The 15,216-nt window shown below is 67.1% G+C and carries 17 protein-coding genes; 7 read left to right on the top strand and 10 right to left on the bottom strand.

Going from position 1 to position 15,216, the window contains the following annotated elements; genetic code table 11:
• Positions 1-5 precede the first annotated feature (5 nt).
• Positions 6-626, bottom strand: coding sequence for a TlpA family protein disulfide reductase (locus tag AC1DZV_RS04150; RefSeq protein ID WP_476870349.1), 621 nt, complete (start codon positions 624-626; stop codon positions 6-8).
• A gap of 2 nt (positions 627-628) precedes the next feature.
• Entirely contained in the window at positions 629-1,294 is a 666-nt protein-coding gene (locus AC1DZV_RS04145; RefSeq protein WP_476951468.1) for a histidine phosphatase family protein, read from the bottom strand.
• Between the two features lie 213 nt (positions 1,295-1,507).
• Between AC1DZV_RS04145 and AC1DZV_RS04140 the strand changes: the two genes are divergently transcribed.
• From AC1DZV_RS04140 to AC1DZV_RS04130, 3 genes are all read left to right on the top strand, one after another.
• A complete protein-coding gene (locus tag AC1DZV_RS04140; RefSeq protein ID WP_028278101.1) occupies positions 1,508-2,056 on the top strand; it encodes a YceI family protein in 549 nt (182 codons plus the stop codon).
• 218 nt (positions 2,057-2,274) lie between these two features.
• Positions 2,275-2,970, top strand: a complete 696-nt coding sequence (locus AC1DZV_RS04135) for a hypothetical protein (protein ID WP_476953025.1) — start codon at positions 2,275-2,277, stop codon at positions 2,968-2,970.
• Between the two features lie 212 nt (positions 2,971-3,182).
• The gene (locus AC1DZV_RS04130; protein WP_476951466.1) at positions 3,183-4,040 is read left to right on the top strand and encodes a hypothetical protein; all 858 of its coding nucleotides are present in this window, start codon (positions 3,183-3,185) and stop codon (positions 4,038-4,040) included.
• Positions 4,041-4,105: 65 nt separating this feature from the next.
• Here AC1DZV_RS04130 and AC1DZV_RS04125 read toward each other — a convergent pair whose 3' ends face one another.
• Together AC1DZV_RS04125 and AC1DZV_RS04120 are read right to left on the bottom strand one after the other, a co-directional pair.
• Positions 4,106-4,801 (bottom strand): redox-sensing transcriptional repressor Rex, encoded by a 696-nt coding sequence (locus tag AC1DZV_RS04125; protein ID WP_079555510.1) that lies wholly within the window; start codon positions 4,799-4,801, stop codon positions 4,106-4,108.
• 74 nt (positions 4,802-4,875) lie between these two features.
• Complete coding sequence (locus AC1DZV_RS04120; RefSeq protein WP_476943090.1) at positions 4,876-5,148, bottom strand: glutaredoxin family protein; 273 nt, start codon at positions 5,146-5,148, stop codon at positions 4,876-4,878.
• A 138-nt stretch (positions 5,149-5,286) separates the two neighbouring features.
• Here AC1DZV_RS04120 and AC1DZV_RS04115 point away from each other — a divergent pair, with 138 nt between their 5' ends.
• On the top strand, positions 5,287-6,105 hold the full coding sequence (locus AC1DZV_RS04115; RefSeq protein ID WP_026537389.1) for an HAD family hydrolase: 819 nt from the start codon (positions 5,287-5,289) through the stop codon (positions 6,103-6,105).
• Positions 6,106-6,313: 208 nt separating this feature from the next.
• Here AC1DZV_RS04115 and AC1DZV_RS04110 read toward each other — a convergent pair whose 3' ends face one another.
• The 3 genes from AC1DZV_RS04110 to AC1DZV_RS04100 all read right to left on the bottom strand — a co-directional run bounded on the left by AC1DZV_RS04110 (position 6,314) and on the right by AC1DZV_RS04100 (position 8,154).
• Positions 6,314-6,412: a 30S ribosomal protein bS22 gene (locus AC1DZV_RS04110; RefSeq protein WP_003792170.1), complete on the bottom strand. Its 99-nt coding sequence runs from the start codon at positions 6,410-6,412 to the stop codon at positions 6,314-6,316.
• A 205-nt stretch (positions 6,413-6,617) separates the two neighbouring features.
• Positions 6,618-6,839, bottom strand: coding sequence for a helix-turn-helix domain-containing protein (locus tag AC1DZV_RS04105; protein ID WP_018775046.1), 222 nt, complete (start codon positions 6,837-6,839; stop codon positions 6,618-6,620).
• 199 nt (positions 6,840-7,038) lie between these two features.
• A complete protein-coding gene (locus tag AC1DZV_RS04100) occupies positions 7,039-8,154 on the bottom strand; it encodes a 3-deoxy-7-phosphoheptulonate synthase (RefSeq protein WP_476953024.1) in 1,116 nt (371 codons plus the stop codon).
• A gap of 398 nt (positions 8,155-8,552) precedes the next feature.
• On the opposite strand from AC1DZV_RS04100, the gene AC1DZV_RS04095 reads away from it, so the two are divergent.
• On the top strand, positions 8,553-9,899 hold the full coding sequence (locus AC1DZV_RS04095) for an alpha-hydroxy acid oxidase (protein ID WP_476953023.1): 1,347 nt from the start codon (positions 8,553-8,555) through the stop codon (positions 9,897-9,899).
• 106 nt (positions 9,900-10,005) lie between these two features.
• Here AC1DZV_RS04095 and AC1DZV_RS04090 read toward each other — a convergent pair whose 3' ends face one another.
• The gene (locus AC1DZV_RS04090) at positions 10,006-10,581 is read right to left on the bottom strand and encodes an ArsR/SmtB family transcription factor (protein WP_476953022.1); all 576 of its coding nucleotides are present in this window, start codon (positions 10,579-10,581) and stop codon (positions 10,006-10,008) included.
• Between the two features lie 81 nt (positions 10,582-10,662).
• A complete protein-coding gene (locus tag AC1DZV_RS04085; protein WP_476953021.1) occupies positions 10,663-11,886 on the bottom strand; it encodes an acetoin utilization protein AcuC in 1,224 nt (407 codons plus the stop codon).
• A gap of 118 nt (positions 11,887-12,004) precedes the next feature.
• Here AC1DZV_RS04085 and AC1DZV_RS04080 point away from each other — a divergent pair, with 118 nt between their 5' ends.
• The gene (locus tag AC1DZV_RS04080) at positions 12,005-13,435 is read left to right on the top strand and encodes a TrkH family potassium uptake protein (protein ID WP_028277722.1); all 1,431 of its coding nucleotides are present in this window, start codon (positions 12,005-12,007) and stop codon (positions 13,433-13,435) included.
• A 40-nt stretch (positions 13,436-13,475) separates the two neighbouring features.
• Complete coding sequence (locus AC1DZV_RS04075; protein WP_026266712.1) at positions 13,476-14,114, top strand: potassium channel family protein; 639 nt, start codon at positions 13,476-13,478, stop codon at positions 14,112-14,114.
• A gap of 49 nt (positions 14,115-14,163) precedes the next feature.
• On the opposite strand, the gene proC is transcribed toward AC1DZV_RS04075, so the two are convergent.
• Positions 14,164-14,997, bottom strand: coding sequence for a pyrroline-5-carboxylate reductase (gene proC / locus AC1DZV_RS04070; RefSeq protein WP_028277720.1), 834 nt, complete (start codon positions 14,995-14,997; stop codon positions 14,164-14,166).
• Positions 14,998-15,216: the final 219 nt, after the last annotated feature.

Raw genomic sequence — 15,216 nt, 5'->3', positions numbered from 1 at the left:
CCGCGCTACTCGGCCACGGCGGCGGCGATGAGGGACTTCAGGGTGCCCTGCTGGATTTCGCCCAGGACCCGGGAGGCGACGCGGCCCTGCTTGTCCAGCACGAGGGTGGTGGGCACGGCGCCGGGCGGCACGAGGCCGGAGACGGCCAGCAGCACGGCGCCGTCCTTGTCGTTGAAGCTCGGGTACGTCAGGTTGAAGGTCTTGTCGAACGCGTCGGCCGTGGCCTTCTCATCGCGCAGGTTCACGCCGAAGAACTGTACGCCCTTGGTCTTGAATTCCTGGTTCAGCGCCTCGAGGGAGGGCGCCTCGACCCGGCAGGGGGCGCAGGCGGCAAACCAGAAGTTCAGCACGGTGACTTTGCCGGGGAAGTCCGCCGACGTGACGGCCGTGCCGTCGAACAGCGTCCCTTTGAGCGCCACGGGACTCTTGCGGTCCGCGACGGCGAACTCGGTCACGGACCCGTCGCCGGCCACGTAGTTCTTGTTGTCCCCGGCCTTGGCCTGTTTGGCGAGGGCGTCGTCCTGGGCGCAGCCGGAGAGCCCGAACACCGCGGCCAGCGCGGCCCCGCCGGCGGTCAGGACGCTGCGGCGGGACAAAGGCATGTTTTCGCGGCGGTTCGCGGCCATCGTCAGGCTCCCGGGGTGCTGGCGGCACCGGGAAGCAGGGCGGCAGCGGGCTCGCTGTAGTCGACGCGCACGAGGCCGCCGGCGTCGTCGAACACCAGGGACGTCAGAGACGTCAGGGTGCATTCGCGCTTGCGCGGGTCGTGCCACAACGGCCGGCCTTCGGCGCTGAGCCGCGTGGCCCAGATGGGCAGCTGGTGGCTGACAAGGATGGCTTCGGCCCCGTTGCCGCCCAGCTCGATGGCCCGGCCGCGTGCGTCCTGGACGGCCGCGATGACCCGCGCGGCCTGCTCCTTGTACGGCTCACCCCAGGAAGGCCGTAAGGGGTTGTACAACCGGGCCCAGTGCTTGGGCCGCAGCAGCTCCGCTTTCGAGACGCGGAGGCCCTCAAAGTAGTTGGCGGCCTCGATGATGCGGGATTCGGTGGCAATCTCCAGGCCCAGGGCGTCGGCGATCGGCTGCGCCGTCTCCTGCGCGCGGGTCAGTGGGGACGCGGCGAGGTGGACGATCCTGGCCCCTTGCGCGGACCGCTCCCTGAAGTGTTCCGCCAGGGTGCGGGCCATCTCCCGGCCGAGTTCGGAGAGGTGGAATTCCGGCAGCCTGCCGTACAGGACACCATCGGGATTGTGGACCTCGCCGTGGCGGAGCAAATGAACAGTGGCTTGGGGCATGTCTACCAGTTTCTCAAAGATGCCGGTCGATCTGAAATCTTCTACGGGAGGTAGAACTGATGAGTTTGGAAAAATGTTCCCCGGACTTGGAATAAAAGATGCAAATGCATGTTTATACTGGGTGAAGCAGTTAGTTGAGATTTCAACCAATGATGCTTCAACTAGCGATCAGACGAACCACCGCAGTACCAACCCGACTCAAGGAGAACCACCATGGCACTTCCCGCAAACGTCACCACCGGCACCTGGACCCTCGACCCGTCGCACAGCGAGATCGGCTTCACCGTCCGCCACGCCGGCATCAGCAAGGTCCGCGGTCAGTTCACCGACGCCGCCGCCACCCTGGATCTCGCCGAGAACGTCACCGATTCCAAGGTCAACGCCTCGATCAAGACCGCAAGCTTCGACTCCGGTGACGCCAACCGCGACGGCCACGTCCGCGGCGAAGACTTCTTCGACGTCGAGACGTTCCCGGAGATCTCCTTTGTCTCCAACACCATCGTCCCCAAGGGCGACGCCTACGAACTCCAGGGCGACCTCACCATCAAGGGCATCACCCGCCCCGTGGCCCTCGAGACCGAATTCAACGGCGTGGCCGTCGATCCCTTCGGCAACACCCGCGCCGGCCTCAGCGCCGAAACCACGATCAGCCGCAAGGACTTCGGGCTGACCTGGAACGCCGTCCTCGAAGCCGGCGGCGTGCTGGTCAGTGACAAGGTTGCCATCAACCTGGAACTGGCCTTCATCGCTCCCGCAGCATAGCCAGCATCAAGCACGGTCGCGGCCCGGTCACTCCCGTCCGCGCCTGACGGCCGACGCCGGTCAGCCGGCTCCAGCGCCCCGCTTCATCTTCGCGATGAAGCGGGGCGCTGTTGTTTTTCGCCGCTGCTGTCGGCCCCTCTCCGGCGCCGCCGTCGGGCACCGCGACGCGGCTCCAGATTCCCTAGATAACAGGGAAACGGCGGTCTACAGTGAGAGCCATGAGCAACCCGAGTGATGTACCTCCGCAGCAGCCGGGCGCCCAGCCGCCGGTGTCGGGCAGCGTCCCGCCCGCCGGCCCACCGCAGCTTCCCGCCAACCCGCCGCCCCCTCCCGGATACCAGGCACCGCCGCCCGGGTACCAGGCACCGCCGCCCGGGTACCAGGCACCGCCGCCGGGGTACCAGGGCCGGCCGGCGTCGGCCGGCGGATTCCGCTTCGAGATGCCTACCGACCGCCCCAGGAACTTCGGCGATGCACTGCCTGCCGGCGGGCTCTCCGGCATGTTCAAGGTTGCTGCAATGCCCACCGAGCTGAAGGTCTCCTACTGGATCTGGCTGATCGGCGGGCTCCTGGGCCTCCTCGGTGGAGTCATCGGGCTGTTCGGGTCCTTCGTCCTGGTCGCCTTCGCGCCGGCAATCGGGCTCCTGGTGCTGCTGCTCGTGATCGTGGCGCTCGCACTGGCAACCGCTCAGATCATCCTGGCCATGAAGATGAAGGAAGGCCGGGAATGGGCCCGCTTCGCCCTCACCATCCTTGCCGGCATCTCCTTGGTGCTGGCACTCATCAGTTCCGGCATCGCCGACGGCCGGGCGGGCGGGGGCCTGCCGGGCTTCCTCATCAGCCTCGTGGCGACCGTTCTCATGTGGCTGCCGAACGCACAGGCCTGGTTTGCCGCCAACCGGGGCCGAATCTAGGCCTGCCGCCGCACAGGGCACCCGCGGAATCGTGGCAGCGCCAGGTCTCCCCCGCCGCCACGCGCCGGCCATCGAATGAGGCTTGAGAATACCTCTCCGGAATGATCCACACGGCGGCCGGCCCGCGGTACGGTTGAGCTAAACCATGCTGGGGGCAGGGCAGGATCTCTGATCCCGGTGGCCGATTCGATCGACACGCAAAGGACCGCTTCATGAGCAATCCCCCAGTCCAGCCCCCGCCTCCCAACGGCTCCGAGCCGGGCGGCGAATCCACGCCGGCCCCGCAGGCACCGCAGTACGGCCAGAACGCCCCGCAGACTCCGCAGTACGGCGAGCAGGCACCCCCGGCCTACGGCCAGAACGCCCCTCAGACGCCGCAGTACGGCCAGCAGGCACCCCCGGCCTACGGCCAGAACGCCCCGCAGACGCCGCAGTACGGCCAGCAGGCACCTCCCGCCTACGGCCAGAACGCTCCCCAGGCACCGCAGTACGGCCAGCAGGCACCTCCCGCCTACGGCCAGAACGCCCCGCAGGCACCGCAGTACAGCCAGTCCCCGTACGGCCAGTCCCCCTACGCCCAGTACCCGTCCGACCAGCCGCAGGCTCATGGCGCGGTTCCCCAGTTGGTCAATACGTCGTTCTGGCTGATCATCGCAGCCGGAGTCTTGTGGGTCATCTCCATGCTGGTGTCCCTGGGAACCCTGGACACCCCTGCCGTCAGGGACATGTTCGAGCAGCAGATGGCAGCGAGCGGCACGAGCGTCGACTTCGAATCCATCAAGGGTGTCCTGATCGGCACCATCGTGGTGTTTGCCGCTATCAGCGCCGCGCTGTACGCCCTCGTGGCATTCAATGTCCGCAAGGGCAGGAACTGGGCCCGCATCCTGGGCACCGTGTTCGCCGCATTGTCGGTCTTCAACATCATCCCGCTCAGCCTCGCCACCCTGGCGGCACTCGTGGGCATTGCGGCTATCGTGCTGCTTTACCTGCCCGCGGCAGCGCCGTATTTCCAGAAGCGGCAGCCCTTTGCCAACCCCTATGGACAGCCCGGAGCCCCCTTCGGGAAGTAGCGTCGCCAAGAACCACCCAGTGTGATACCACTCAGCGGGCGCGGGAACCGGAGGGCTGGCCGATCTTAGTCGGCGTCTTCCGGGTCCTGCGCCCTTTGTGCGTGATAGGCCAGAATCTGCAGTTCCGTTGCCATGTCCACCTTGCGCAGGTTGACTCCCGGCGGGACCTGCAGCATCACCGGCGCGAAGCTGAGGATGCTCCGCACGCCGGCGGCTATCACCCGGTCGCAGACGTCCTGGGCCACCGCCGCGGGCAAAGCGAGGACCACCATGTTGGCACCGGTCCGTTGCAGTACCGGCTCAAGGTCGGCGGCGTCGCTGACCCGCAGCCAACCGACTTCACTGCCCACCACCATCTGGTCGGCGTCGAAGATTGCCACAATGTCAAAGCCTCGAGACTCGAATCCGCCGTACCGGGCCAGGGCTTTGCCGAGGTTGCCCGCACCGACGATCGCGACTTTCCAGTCGTGCGTCAGCCCGAGGGCGGCGGCGATGTTGCGGTTGAGGTACTGGACCTCATAACCGACACCCCGGGTTCCGTAGGAGCCGACATAGGAGAGGTCCTTGCGCAGCGTCGAGGAGCTGACTCCGGAGGCCTCGGCCAGCGACTCGGACGAGACCCGGTCCACCCCGTCAGCCAGCAGCGTGGTCAGGGCGCGCAGATAGATGGTCAGCCGGGCCACGGCTGCGGGCGGAATCTGTTTGGCCGCAGTCCCGGCTCCCCCGGGGACAGGCCCGGGAGATGAATCCAGCGAAGTCACTATCTGCTCCATTGCGTCGCGTTGTGCTTCCCACTCTAGAGCCCCCGCGCATCACGCAACAAAGCACCCCGCCGTCAGGAGGGCTGGTCGAGGACCCGTTGCAGGGTCCGGGTCAGGCGGGCCTCGTCGATCTTCCAGAAATCCCGCTGGACGCCGTTGACCAGCACCACAGGGATCTCCTCGGCGAAACGTTCCCGCAGCCCGGCGTCGTCGTCCACCGATTTTTCCGACCAATCTATTCCGAGCGCAGCGGTGACCCGGCCGACGGCGGCACGCGCCTCTGTGCACAGGTGACAGTCAGCCTTGGTGATCAGAACTACATCGGGTAAGTGTGCGGGTTTGGCCATGCATCCACCGTAGCCCGGCGGCCACTTCGGCGTCGACGCGCGGCTCAGTCCGCCCGGGTCCGGGCCCGTCCTGCCGTCGCGTCGCGCGTCGCGCGTCCGGCGGCCGGCCCGGGGCCTGTCATTGACTAGACTCGTGGCATGCCCGAGGAGAAATACGTCATTGTGGCCAATGAGCCTGCTGCATCGACGCAGCACGGCGAGGCCGCATTTTTCGACGTCGACAACACCCTCATGAAGGGCGCAAGCCTTTTCCATGTCGCCCGCAAGCTTCACCAGCGTGGCGCCTTCACCCTGCCGCAGGCTGCCGGGTTCGCCTGGAAGCAGTTCATGTTCGTGCTGCGCGGCGAAAACATGGATGACGTCCATGCAGTCCGCGATTCCGCCCTGACGCTGGCCGCCGGCATCACGGCCAAGGACATCGAGGCGTTGGGCGAAGAGGTCTACGACGAGATGATTGAGTCGCGGATCTGGCCGGGGGCAAAGGCCCTGGCCGAACAGCATCTCCGGGTCGGGCGCAAGGTATGGCTCGTCACGGCGACGCCGATCGAGGTGGCCACTGTCATTGCCGCCCGGCTGGGCCTGACCGGGGCGCTGGGCACAGTTGGCGAGATCATGGACGGCTCGTACACGGGACGGCTTGTGGGCGAGATCCTCCATGGACCGGCCAAAGCGGTCGCGGTCCAGCACATTGCCGAGGAGCAGGGCCTGGACCTGAGCCGTTGCTGGGCGTACAGCGATTCCCACAACGACATCCCGTTGCTGAGCATGGTGGGGCACCCCGTTGCCATCAATCCCGACTCCAAGCTGCGCCGTTACGCCCGCGAGCACAACTGGCCGGTCTACGACTTCCGTGCCGGCCGGCGCGCCGCCACTCTGGGCTTCAAGGCCGCGACGGTCGGAGGGGCCATCTACGGCCTGTGGCGGGGGTTCTCCCGCTTCCGCGGCCCCAGCCGCTAGGCCGCGCAACGATTCCGCGGCGGCTTCGGACAGGCGCGGCGCGGATCCGGGCCGCCGTCCTCAGATTCCGTAGCCCGGGTCCGAATCCGGCGCGAAATCCACCCGCCGCCTCCCCGGCGTCGTCCCGGCGCGAACTCAACCGCCGAAGGGCAAGAAAAATGCCCGTCGCCTGGAAGGCAACGGGCATTTCATGCATTTCGAAGTATTGCTACTTCTTATTGCGACGCTGGTGGCGCGTCTTGCGAAGCAGCTTGCGGTGCTTCTTCTTGGCCATACGCTTGCGACGCTTCTTAATAACTGAACCCACGAAAGTTCCTTACCGGCTAGATGCAGTACCTGCCTGTTGGGAAGGGTCCGCGGGCTAAGCAGCAGACTGAAGCAACTGACAGGTTCTTACAATGACGTAAAACGTTCCTTAACAGGGTACCGCCTCTGCGAGGCACCCCACGACCGCGGGTCCCGTGCGGGACCCAAAGCAGTCGATTCACGCTGTGAATGTTGCCGCTGACTGGTCAGCCAGTTCCGGCGTGGCCGTCATTCCGGTCGACGACGGCACCCTTGAGGTACTGCTCGACGGCGTTTTCCGGCACGCGGTAGGAGCGGCCGAACCGCACGGCCGGCATCTCCCCCGAATGCACAAGACGGTACACAGTCATTTTCGATACCCGCATAAGTTCCGCGACTTCGGCCACGGTCAAAAAACGGGCCTTGGAGAAGTTGGCCTCCGTAGACATTTCCCTATTCCTTTGCTCAAGCGAACGGCAGCCCCACCTGTTGACATGGCGGTGTGCCGATGCTGAGCCATCAAACAACCATGTGTTAGCAACACTAGTTGCTCATGGTGCCAAAGTGAAAGACTTCCTCAGGAATCCCCACACGATTTCCGCAGGAATCTCGAAAATCCCGCGGCACGCTCCTCCTCCTGCTCCTCCCTCAGGCACGGGTCCGCCGCGTGCGGGCCGAGGCGGCCAGCTGGCCCAGTACCGACGCCGTCACGTCCCAGTCCATGCAGGCATCCGTGACGCTCTGGCCGTAGACCAGCCCGTCCCGTCCGGAGCCGGTAACGGCGTTGACATCAAGGTTCTGGGCCCCGCCCACCAGGAAGCTCTCGAGCATGACGCCGGCGATGGCCCCGGCGGCGGCTCCGGCACTTTCCAGCTGCGCACCGATTTCGAGGGCGACCTCGGCCTGGCGGTGGTGGTTCTTGCCGCTGTTGGCGTGGCTGGCGTCGACGATCAGACGGGGGTTGAGCTGCTTCGCGGCGAGTTTCGCTGAGGCCGCTTCAACATCGGCGGCTGAGTAGTTGGGGCCCTTGCGTCCGCCGCGGAGGATGACGTGGGTGTCCGGGTTGCCGGCGGTAGCCACAAGCGCCGCCCGGCCGTCGTCGTCGATCCCGAGGAACGCCTGGGCGGCAGCGGCGGCGCTGCACGCGTCCAGCGCCACCTGGAGATCGCCGTCGGTCCCGTTCTTGAAGCCGATCGGCATCGACAGCCCGGAGGCCAGCTGGCGGTGGATCTGGCTCTCCGTGGTGCGGGCGCCGATCGCGCCCCAGGCGACCAGGTCCGCGACGTACTGGGGGCTGATGGGCTCGAGGAACTCGGTGGCGGTGGGCAGGCCGAGGGCGGTGACCTGGCGCAGGAAGGACCGGGCCGCGCGCAGGCCCGCGGCGATGTCGTGGCTGCCGTCCAGCCGAGGGTCGTTGATCAGGCCCTTCCAGCCCACCGTGGTGCGCGGCTTTTCGAAGTAGGTGCGCATGACGATCAGCAGGTCTTCGCGGTGCTTCTCTGCCTGGCTGACCAGCCGGCGGGCGTATTCCAGGCCCGCCTTGGGGTCGTGGATGGAGCAGGGGCCCACGATGACGAGCAGCCTGTCGTCCACACCGTCCAGGATGGCCCGGACCTCGTCCCGGCCCCGTCCGACCACCTCGGCCAGGCGGGCCTCCAGGGGCAGTTCCGCCATGATGTCCTGCGGGGTGGGCAGCGGGGTGAACTCGCTGACGCGCAGGTTCGAGGTGGAGTGTTGGGGGCCGGTGGCTGCTTCGATGCTCATATTCGGGTCCTGTTCCGGGTGCGGAGCGGGCCCTGGTCAGAACCCGCCGAAGAAATGGCGAAGGGCAGAGAATAATCTCTGCCCTGATGGCTCTGAAGGAAAGTTGGATGCGTGTCAGTTAGACGCGGGCCCCTCCAGAGCCAACGAAAAATACGCATACCAACGGTTAGTCATAGCGTTGACGATAGCCCCGGAGCCGCGGCCGGAGCAAACGCCGGGCGTAACAATCCACGGGCGGCCAGTTCCGGGCGGCCCAGGACCAGGTCCGTGGTCGCCGGGCAGGCACGTCGCGGCGGTGTTCGCCGGCGCTGCCGCGACATGACATTTCGACGCACACCGGCACCACCTAGAGTGTGAGGAAACCCAGCACAGCATCCGATCCGCAAATGGAGGCAGCCATGACGCACACCGTCCCGCCCGGCAACCCCGAGGCTCCGACCACTCCCGCGGCCACGGCCCCTGGCCCTGCTGTCTCCGCGTCCGGGCAGCACACAGCCGCGGCCGCCCGCGGGCTCCCCGCCGCGCTGAAGCGCCGCGTGCCCAAGTACGCCGACTTTGCTCCCCTGATGCAGTTCAAGAAGCCGGAATTCAGCAGGGCCGCCAGGCTGCGCCGTGCCAGCACCATCTGGGACCTGCGGGACATGGCCAAGCGCCGCACACCCCAGGCGCCCTTCGATTACACGGACGGCGCCGCCGAGGCCGAAATCTCCCTCCGCCGCGCCCGCCAGGCGTTCCTGGACATTGAATTCCGGCCCGGGGTCCTGCGGGACGTCTCCAGCATCGACCTCAGCACTGACATCCTGGGCGGGCCGTCCCGCCTCCCGGTGGGGATCGCGCCCACCGGCTTCACCCGGATGATGCAGTCCGAGGGCGAATACGCCGGTTCCCAGGCCGCCGCAGCCGCCGGCATTCCGTACACCCTCTCCACCATGGGCACGGCGTCGCTCGAGGACGTGGCCGCCGCCGCACCCACGGGCCGCAACTGGTTCCAGCTGTACCTGTGGACGGACCGCGAGCGTTCACTGGAACTGATCCAGCGTGCCGCCGCGGCGGGCAATGACACGCTCATGGTCACGGTGGACACCGCCGTCGCCGGCGCCAGGCTCCGCGACGTCCGCAACGGCATGACCATCCCGCCCGCCCTGACACTCAAGACCGTACTGGATGCGTCCTACCGGCCCGCGTGGTGGTTCAACTTCCTCACCCACGAGCCGCTGACTTTCGCGTCGCTGTCCCGCTACACGGGCACGGTCGCGGACCTCATCAACTCCATGTTCGATCCCACCCTGACCTTTGCCGACCTCGACTGGCTGCGCGAGACGTGGAAGGGCAAGCTCGTGGTCAAGGGCATCCAGACGGTCGACGACGCCCGCAAGGTGGTGGACCATGGCGCGGACGGGATTGTGCTCTCCAACCACGGCGGCCGCCAGCTGGACCGGGCACCGATTCCGTTCCACCTGCTCCCGGAGGTCTCCGCGGCGCTGAAGGCGGACCGCAGCGACGCGGCGATCATCCTGGACACCGGCATCATGAGCGGCGCGGACATCATCGCCGCCCTCGCCCTCGGCGCCGACTTCACGCTGATCGGCCGTGCCTACCTGTACGGGCTCATGGCCGGCGGGCGGGCCGGCGTGGACCGTGCCCTCCAAATCCTGGAGAAGGACATGGAACGCACCATGGCACTGCTGGGCGTCAGCCGGGTCGCGGAGCTCACCCCCGGGCACGTGCGGATCCTCCGCACCTAGCACCTATGACAGGCCCCCGGCGCCCGAACGATCGGCCGGGTCCGCACTTGGGGCGGAACGGACGGCCGCAGCGCATACCCAGGGCGGCATACGCGGGCAGGACAGCCTACTTCTTGCGGCCGAACTTGGGCAGGTTGGCGAGGAGATCGGCGGCCCTGGTGGCGGCCCGGCCCACGGTCCGCCCGATCTGCTGGGGCATCTTGTCCTCCCCCGCCGTTCCCACCGGAATGACGACGGCGGGGCTCAGCGGGCTGCCGGCAGGGCGGCCCGCGAGTGCTGCGGCGGGTTGCGCGGCGACCGGTTGCGGGACGGCAGGTTGCGGGACGGCAGGTTGCGGAACCGCGGCGGCCAGGCCTTCCGGGACGGCGGCGGGGCCGGCTTCGGGGTGGAGGGCTGCGGCCGAGGCCGCCGTCGCGGCGGGGCCGACGTCGAACGCCTGCAGCCAGGTGGCGATCCCGGCGAGCGGCTTGGGGTTGAGCGTGTAATACCGCTTCTGGCCCTGGGCGCGCATGCTCACCAGGTCCGCTTCCCGGAGGACTTTGAGATGCTTGGAAATGGTGGGCTGGCTTGCTTCAAGCTCCTGGACCAGTTCCCCCACCGCTTTGTCCCCCTTGCGGAGGGCTATCAGAATGTCACGCCTGGTTGCCTCAGCAATGACGGCAAATACGTCGTCTGTCACCATGCCCTCCACACTAGCGACATATACGCCAGATGGCATCCACGAATTGTTCCGTTGGTGCAAGCCCCCAAGCCCGGCCCGGATTCAGTCGAACCAGGGATCCAGTCCGTGCAGGGGAAACACTTCCTTGCGGGTGGCCATGATGGTGCGGTCCACGTCGTCGTTGGGGTCGAAACCCACTTCCCAGGACCGCCACCAGAGGTCCACGTCGTCGCCCATCGCCTCGGGAGGCTCCACGCCGAACCTGGCGCCGTACTTGTCTCTGACGTAGTTGCGCCAGTCCTCCGGAACCGGGGTGCGCAACGGCACCGGGCGGCCGGCGGCGATGGCTATGAGGTGGCTCCAGGACCGCGGCACCACGCTGACTACGTTGTAGCCGCCGCCCCCGGTGGAAATCCACCGGTTCTCGCAGTAGCGCGCGGCGAGGTTGCCGATCGCCGTGGCGGCCTCGCGCTGGCCGTCCACGCTGATGTTCAGGTGGGTGAGCGGGTCAAGCCGGTGCGAGTCGCAGCCGTGCTGGCTGACGATCACTTCCGGTTCGAACGCGCCAATGAGCTGGGGCACGACGGCGTGGAAGGCCCGCAGCCACCCGGCGTCAACGGTGCCGGCCGGGAGGGCGACGTTCACGGCGCTGCCCTGCGCGTTCGGTCCGCCGATCTCGTTGGCAAACCCGGTGCCCGGGAAGAGGGTCAGCCCGGATTCGTGCAGCGAAATGGTCAGGACGCGCGGATCGTCCCAGAAGATGCTTTGCGTGCCGTCGCCGTGGTGCGCATCAACGTCGACGTAGGCCACCCGCCGGACGCCGCCGTCGAGGAGCCGCTGGACCGCGAGGGCGGCGTCGTTGTAGATGCAAAAACCGCTCGCGCGGTCCCGGGAGGCGTGGTGCATCCCGCCGCCGAAGTTCACGGCCCGCACGGCGCTGCCGTCCAGGACAGCTGCGGCCGCCAGCAGGGAGCCGCCGGCCAGCCGGGCGCTGGCTTCGTGCATGCCGGCAAAGGCGGGGTCGTCCTCGGTTCCGAGACCCCTGGCGTGGTCGGAGGTGTCCGGGTTTTCGCTCACGCGCCGCACGGCGGCCACAAACTCCAGGCTGTGGACCGCGCACAGCTCCGCGTCGGTGGCGACGTCCGGAGCCGCTACCGTGACATGGTCCAGATCCAGCAGTCCAAGGCTGCCGGCCAGCTTCGCTGTGAGCTCCATGCGCTCCGGCGCCATCGGGTGGGAGTGGCCAAAGTTGTAGGCAGTCATGGCTGGGGACCACACCACCGTCGTTGGCAGCGCGGTCTGAGCGAGTCCGGGCAGGAATGTCATCAATCACAGGCTACCCGAGCGGTCCCCGGCTTCCCGCGCGCGCACGGGCGTTCCCCCGGCCATTACCCGGTGTTTAGTGGTTTACTACTTGGGGAAGAAGTTTCAACCGAGGAAGAACATGACGCAAAGCCAGTCGAGGTCCACGAGCCCGGCCAGCTGGCAGCCAGGCATGCCGGAGCGGGAAGGCCTGTGGATCTTCACACGCCTGCGCGACTTCATTGACAGCATCGCGAACAGCTCGCCCGCCCGCCTGGCGCTCTCGGCGTTCGGCGTCGTGATCTTGGTCTTCACCGCTTTGCTCTCGCTGCCCTTAGCTTCCGCGACGGGACAGGTCACACCGCTGCATCAGGCGTTCTTCACCGCGTCGTCAGCTGTCTGCGTCACGGGCCTGACCGTGGTCTCTACGGCTGTGCACTGGTCCTTCTTCGGCCAGCTCGTGATCCTGGTCGGCATTTTCGTGGGCGGCCTGGGCACCTTGACCCTCGCGTCGCTGCTGGCGCTCATGGTGAGCAAGAGACTTGGTGTCCGCGGCAAGCTGATCGCCCAAGAGGCCATGAACGCCGGCCGGCTCGGCGAAGTCGGCACGCTGCTCCGGATCGTGATCGTGACCTCCGTCGTGATCGAGGCGGCCCTGGCCGTGACCCTGATCCCCCGCTTCCTGCTCCTTGGGGAGAGTTTCCCCCAGGCCCTCTGGCACGGGGTCTTCTACGCCATTTCATCGTTCAACAACGCCGGTTTCACGCCGCATTCGGACGGAATCGTGCCGTACGAAACCGATCTCTGGATCCTCGTCCCGTTGATGCTCGGCGTGTTCCTGGGCAGCCTGGGCTTCCCCGTGGTCATGGTGCTGCACCAGAACGGGCTGCGGTGGAAGAAATGGAACCTCCACACCAAGCTGACCATCCAGGTGTCCTTCATACTCCTGGCCGCCGGCACGGTCCTGTGGGGCTTCCTGGAGTGGGACAACCTGCGCACCATCGGGGACATGGACCTCGGCGACAAGATCACGCATGCGCTGTTTGCCTCAGTCATGTTGCGCTCCGGCGGCTTCAACCTCGTGGACCAGAACCACATGGAGTCCACCACCATGTTGCTCTCTGATGCCCTCATGTTCGCCGGCGGAGGTTCCGCATCCACGGCGGGCGGCATCAAGGTCACCACCATCGCGGTGATGTTCCTGGCGATCACCGCCGAGGCCCGCGGCGACGCGGACGTGAAAATCTACGGCCGCACCATCCCCGAGGGCACCATGCGCGTGGCCATCTCGGTGATCGTCGCCGGCGCCACCCTCGTCTCGGTCTCGGCCCTCCTGCTCCTGCATATCAGCCATGCCTCCCTGGACCGGGTCCTGTTTGAAACCATTTCCGCCTTCGCCACGGTGGGCCTCAGCACCAACCTCAGTGCAGAGTTGCCGCCGGAGGGGGTTTACGTCCTCGCGTTGCTCATGTTTGCCGGGCGCGTCGGGACGGTCACCCTTGCCGCCGGCCTGGCCCTGCGCCAGCGCAGCCAGCTGTATCACTACCCGGAAGAGAGACCGATCATTGGCTAGTTCCTCAGGCGCCGTCAACCGCCCCGCCCACAATGCCCCCGTGCTGGTGATCGGGCTGGGCCGTTTTGGTGCATCCACCGCAGAACAGTTGGTCAAGCAGGGCCGGGAGGTCCTGGCCATTGAACGCGACCGCACCCTGGTCCAGAAGTGGGCGAGCGTCCTGACGCACGTGGTGGAAGCCGACGCCACCAACATCGATGCCCTCCGCCAGCTCGGCGCCCAGGAATTCAGTTCCGCCGTCGTGGGCGTGGGCACCTCGATCGAATCCTCGGTGCTGATCACGGTGAACCTCGTGGACCTCGGAATCGAACACCTCTGGGTCAAGGCCATCACGCCCTCGCACGGCAAGATCCTCACCCGCATCGGCGCCAACCACGTCATCTACCCGGAGGCCGACGCCGGCGTCCGCGCCGCGCACCTGGTCTCCGGGCGCATGCTGGACTTCATCGAGTTTGACGACGACTTCGCGATCGTCAAGATGTACCCGCCGCGCGAAACCGTGGGCTTCACCCTCGATGAGTCCAAGGTCCGGTCCAAGTACGGCGTCACGATCGTGGGAGTGAAGTCCCCGGGCGAGGACTTCACCTACGCTCGGCCGGAAACCAAGGTTTCCTCGCGGGACATGCTCATCGTTTCGGGCCACGTGGACCTGCTCGAACGGTTTGCTGCCCGCCCCTAGGCCACAACCGGAGCCTGCGGCTCCGGGGCCTGCCCGGAGCCGGGCCGGCTCAGGCGAGCTGGCGCGTGATTTCTGCGGCGCGCTCAGCCGCCGCGCGGGCGCCGTCGGCAATGATGGCCGGCAGTCCGCGCTCGTCAAAGGTGGCGATGGCCCGTTCCGTGGTGCCGTTCGGGCTCGTGACCGCCTTGCGCAATGCGGCAGGATCCGCGCCGGGCTCGGCCAGCATGAAGCCCGCCCCGGCGACAGTCTCGCGGGCCAGCAACAGCGACAGCTCCGGGTCCAGGCCCAGTCGTGCCCCGGCCTCGGCCATGGCCTCCGCCAGGTAGAAGGCGTAGGCCGGGCCCGAGCCGCTGATCGCGGAGAGGGCGTCCACCTGCTCTTCCGGGATCTCCACGACCGTGCCGGCGGCGGCGAGGATGTCCTTGGCGCGCTGGAGCTGCCCGGCGGAGCAGCTGGTCCCCGGCGAGACGGAGACGACGCCGCGGCCCAGCTTCGCCGGCGTGTTCGGCATCGTGCGGATGACGGGCTGGCCGGCCGGCAGCGCCGCTTCCAGCTGCTCCAGTGACACGGCGGCCGCAACGCTGATGACAATCGTGCCCGGTGAAAGGGATCCGCTGATTTCCCGGGCCAGGTCCGCGATCCCCACGGGTTTGACGCCCAGGATCACGACGGCGGAGCCGGTGGCGGCCTGTTTATTGTTGTCCGGCTCTTCTTCGCCCGCGATGGCCGTGATCCCGTGGTGGCGCTGGGCCAGCTCGGCCGCGCGCCCGGCCCGGCGGACGGTCGCGACAATGTCGCCCGGGTCGACGCCGCCGTCGATCAGCCCCGCCATAATTGCCTCGTTCATCGACCCACAGCCCAGGAATGCGATTCGGTTGCTCATCTCCCCATCATTGCAGTCTGACGTGATTCCCAGCCAGCTCCCACCTTCAGCGCAGTCAGCGCACAACTTTGGAACCTAACATTGTAACTACCTCATTGAGGGTGCGAGTGATGCAGCAGGCATGCGGATGCCTGCGCGGCACCGGTGGTTGCAGCGGGTTTTCCCATTTTCCCGCAGCGTACCGCCGGTGCCTTTGCCGTTTAAAGCCCCCGATTAAAG

It is taken from the genome of Arthrobacter sp. P1_D12 (genome assembly GCF_056406175.1).
This window is presented reverse-complemented; position numbering and strand designations above follow the sequence as displayed.

Coding starts and splice junctions, on each gene's coding strand:
- AC1DZV_RS04145 (WP_476951468.1), bottom strand. CDS start 1,294: ATGCCCCAAGCCACTGTTCATTTGCTCCGCCACGGCGAGGTCCACAAT.
- AC1DZV_RS04150 (WP_476870349.1), bottom strand. CDS start 626: ATGGCCGCGAACCGCCGCGAAAACATGCCTTTGTCCCGCCGCAGCGTC.
- AC1DZV_RS04105 (WP_018775046.1), bottom strand. CDS start 6,839: ATGTCTACGGAGGCCAACTTCTCCAAGGCCCGTTTTTTGACCGTGGCC.
- AC1DZV_RS04135 (WP_476953025.1), top strand. CDS start 2,275: ATGAGCAACCCGAGTGATGTACCTCCGCAGCAGCCGGGCGCCCAGCCG.
- AC1DZV_RS04115 (WP_026537389.1), top strand. CDS start 5,287: ATGCCCGAGGAGAAATACGTCATTGTGGCCAATGAGCCTGCTGCATCG.
- proC (WP_028277720.1), bottom strand. CDS start 14,997: ATGAGCAACCGAATCGCATTCCTGGGCTGTGGGTCGATGAACGAGGCA.
- AC1DZV_RS04095 (WP_476953023.1), top strand. CDS start 8,553: ATGACGCACACCGTCCCGCCCGGCAACCCCGAGGCTCCGACCACTCCC.
- AC1DZV_RS04130 (WP_476951466.1), top strand. CDS start 3,183: ATGAGCAATCCCCCAGTCCAGCCCCCGCCTCCCAACGGCTCCGAGCCG.
- AC1DZV_RS04085 (WP_476953021.1), bottom strand. CDS start 11,886: ATGACATTCCTGCCCGGACTCGCTCAGACCGCGCTGCCAACGACGGTG.
- AC1DZV_RS04140 (WP_028278101.1), top strand. CDS start 1,508: ATGGCACTTCCCGCAAACGTCACCACCGGCACCTGGACCCTCGACCCG.
- AC1DZV_RS04090 (WP_476953022.1), bottom strand. CDS start 10,581: ATGGTGACAGACGACGTATTTGCCGTCATTGCTGAGGCAACCAGGCGT.
- AC1DZV_RS04100 (WP_476953024.1), bottom strand. CDS start 8,154: ATGAGCATCGAAGCAGCCACCGGCCCCCAACACTCCACCTCGAACCTG.
- AC1DZV_RS04120 (WP_476943090.1), bottom strand. CDS start 5,148: ATGGCCAAACCCGCACACTTACCCGATGTAGTTCTGATCACCAAGGCT.
- AC1DZV_RS04080 (WP_028277722.1), top strand. CDS start 12,005: ATGACGCAAAGCCAGTCGAGGTCCACGAGCCCGGCCAGCTGGCAGCCA.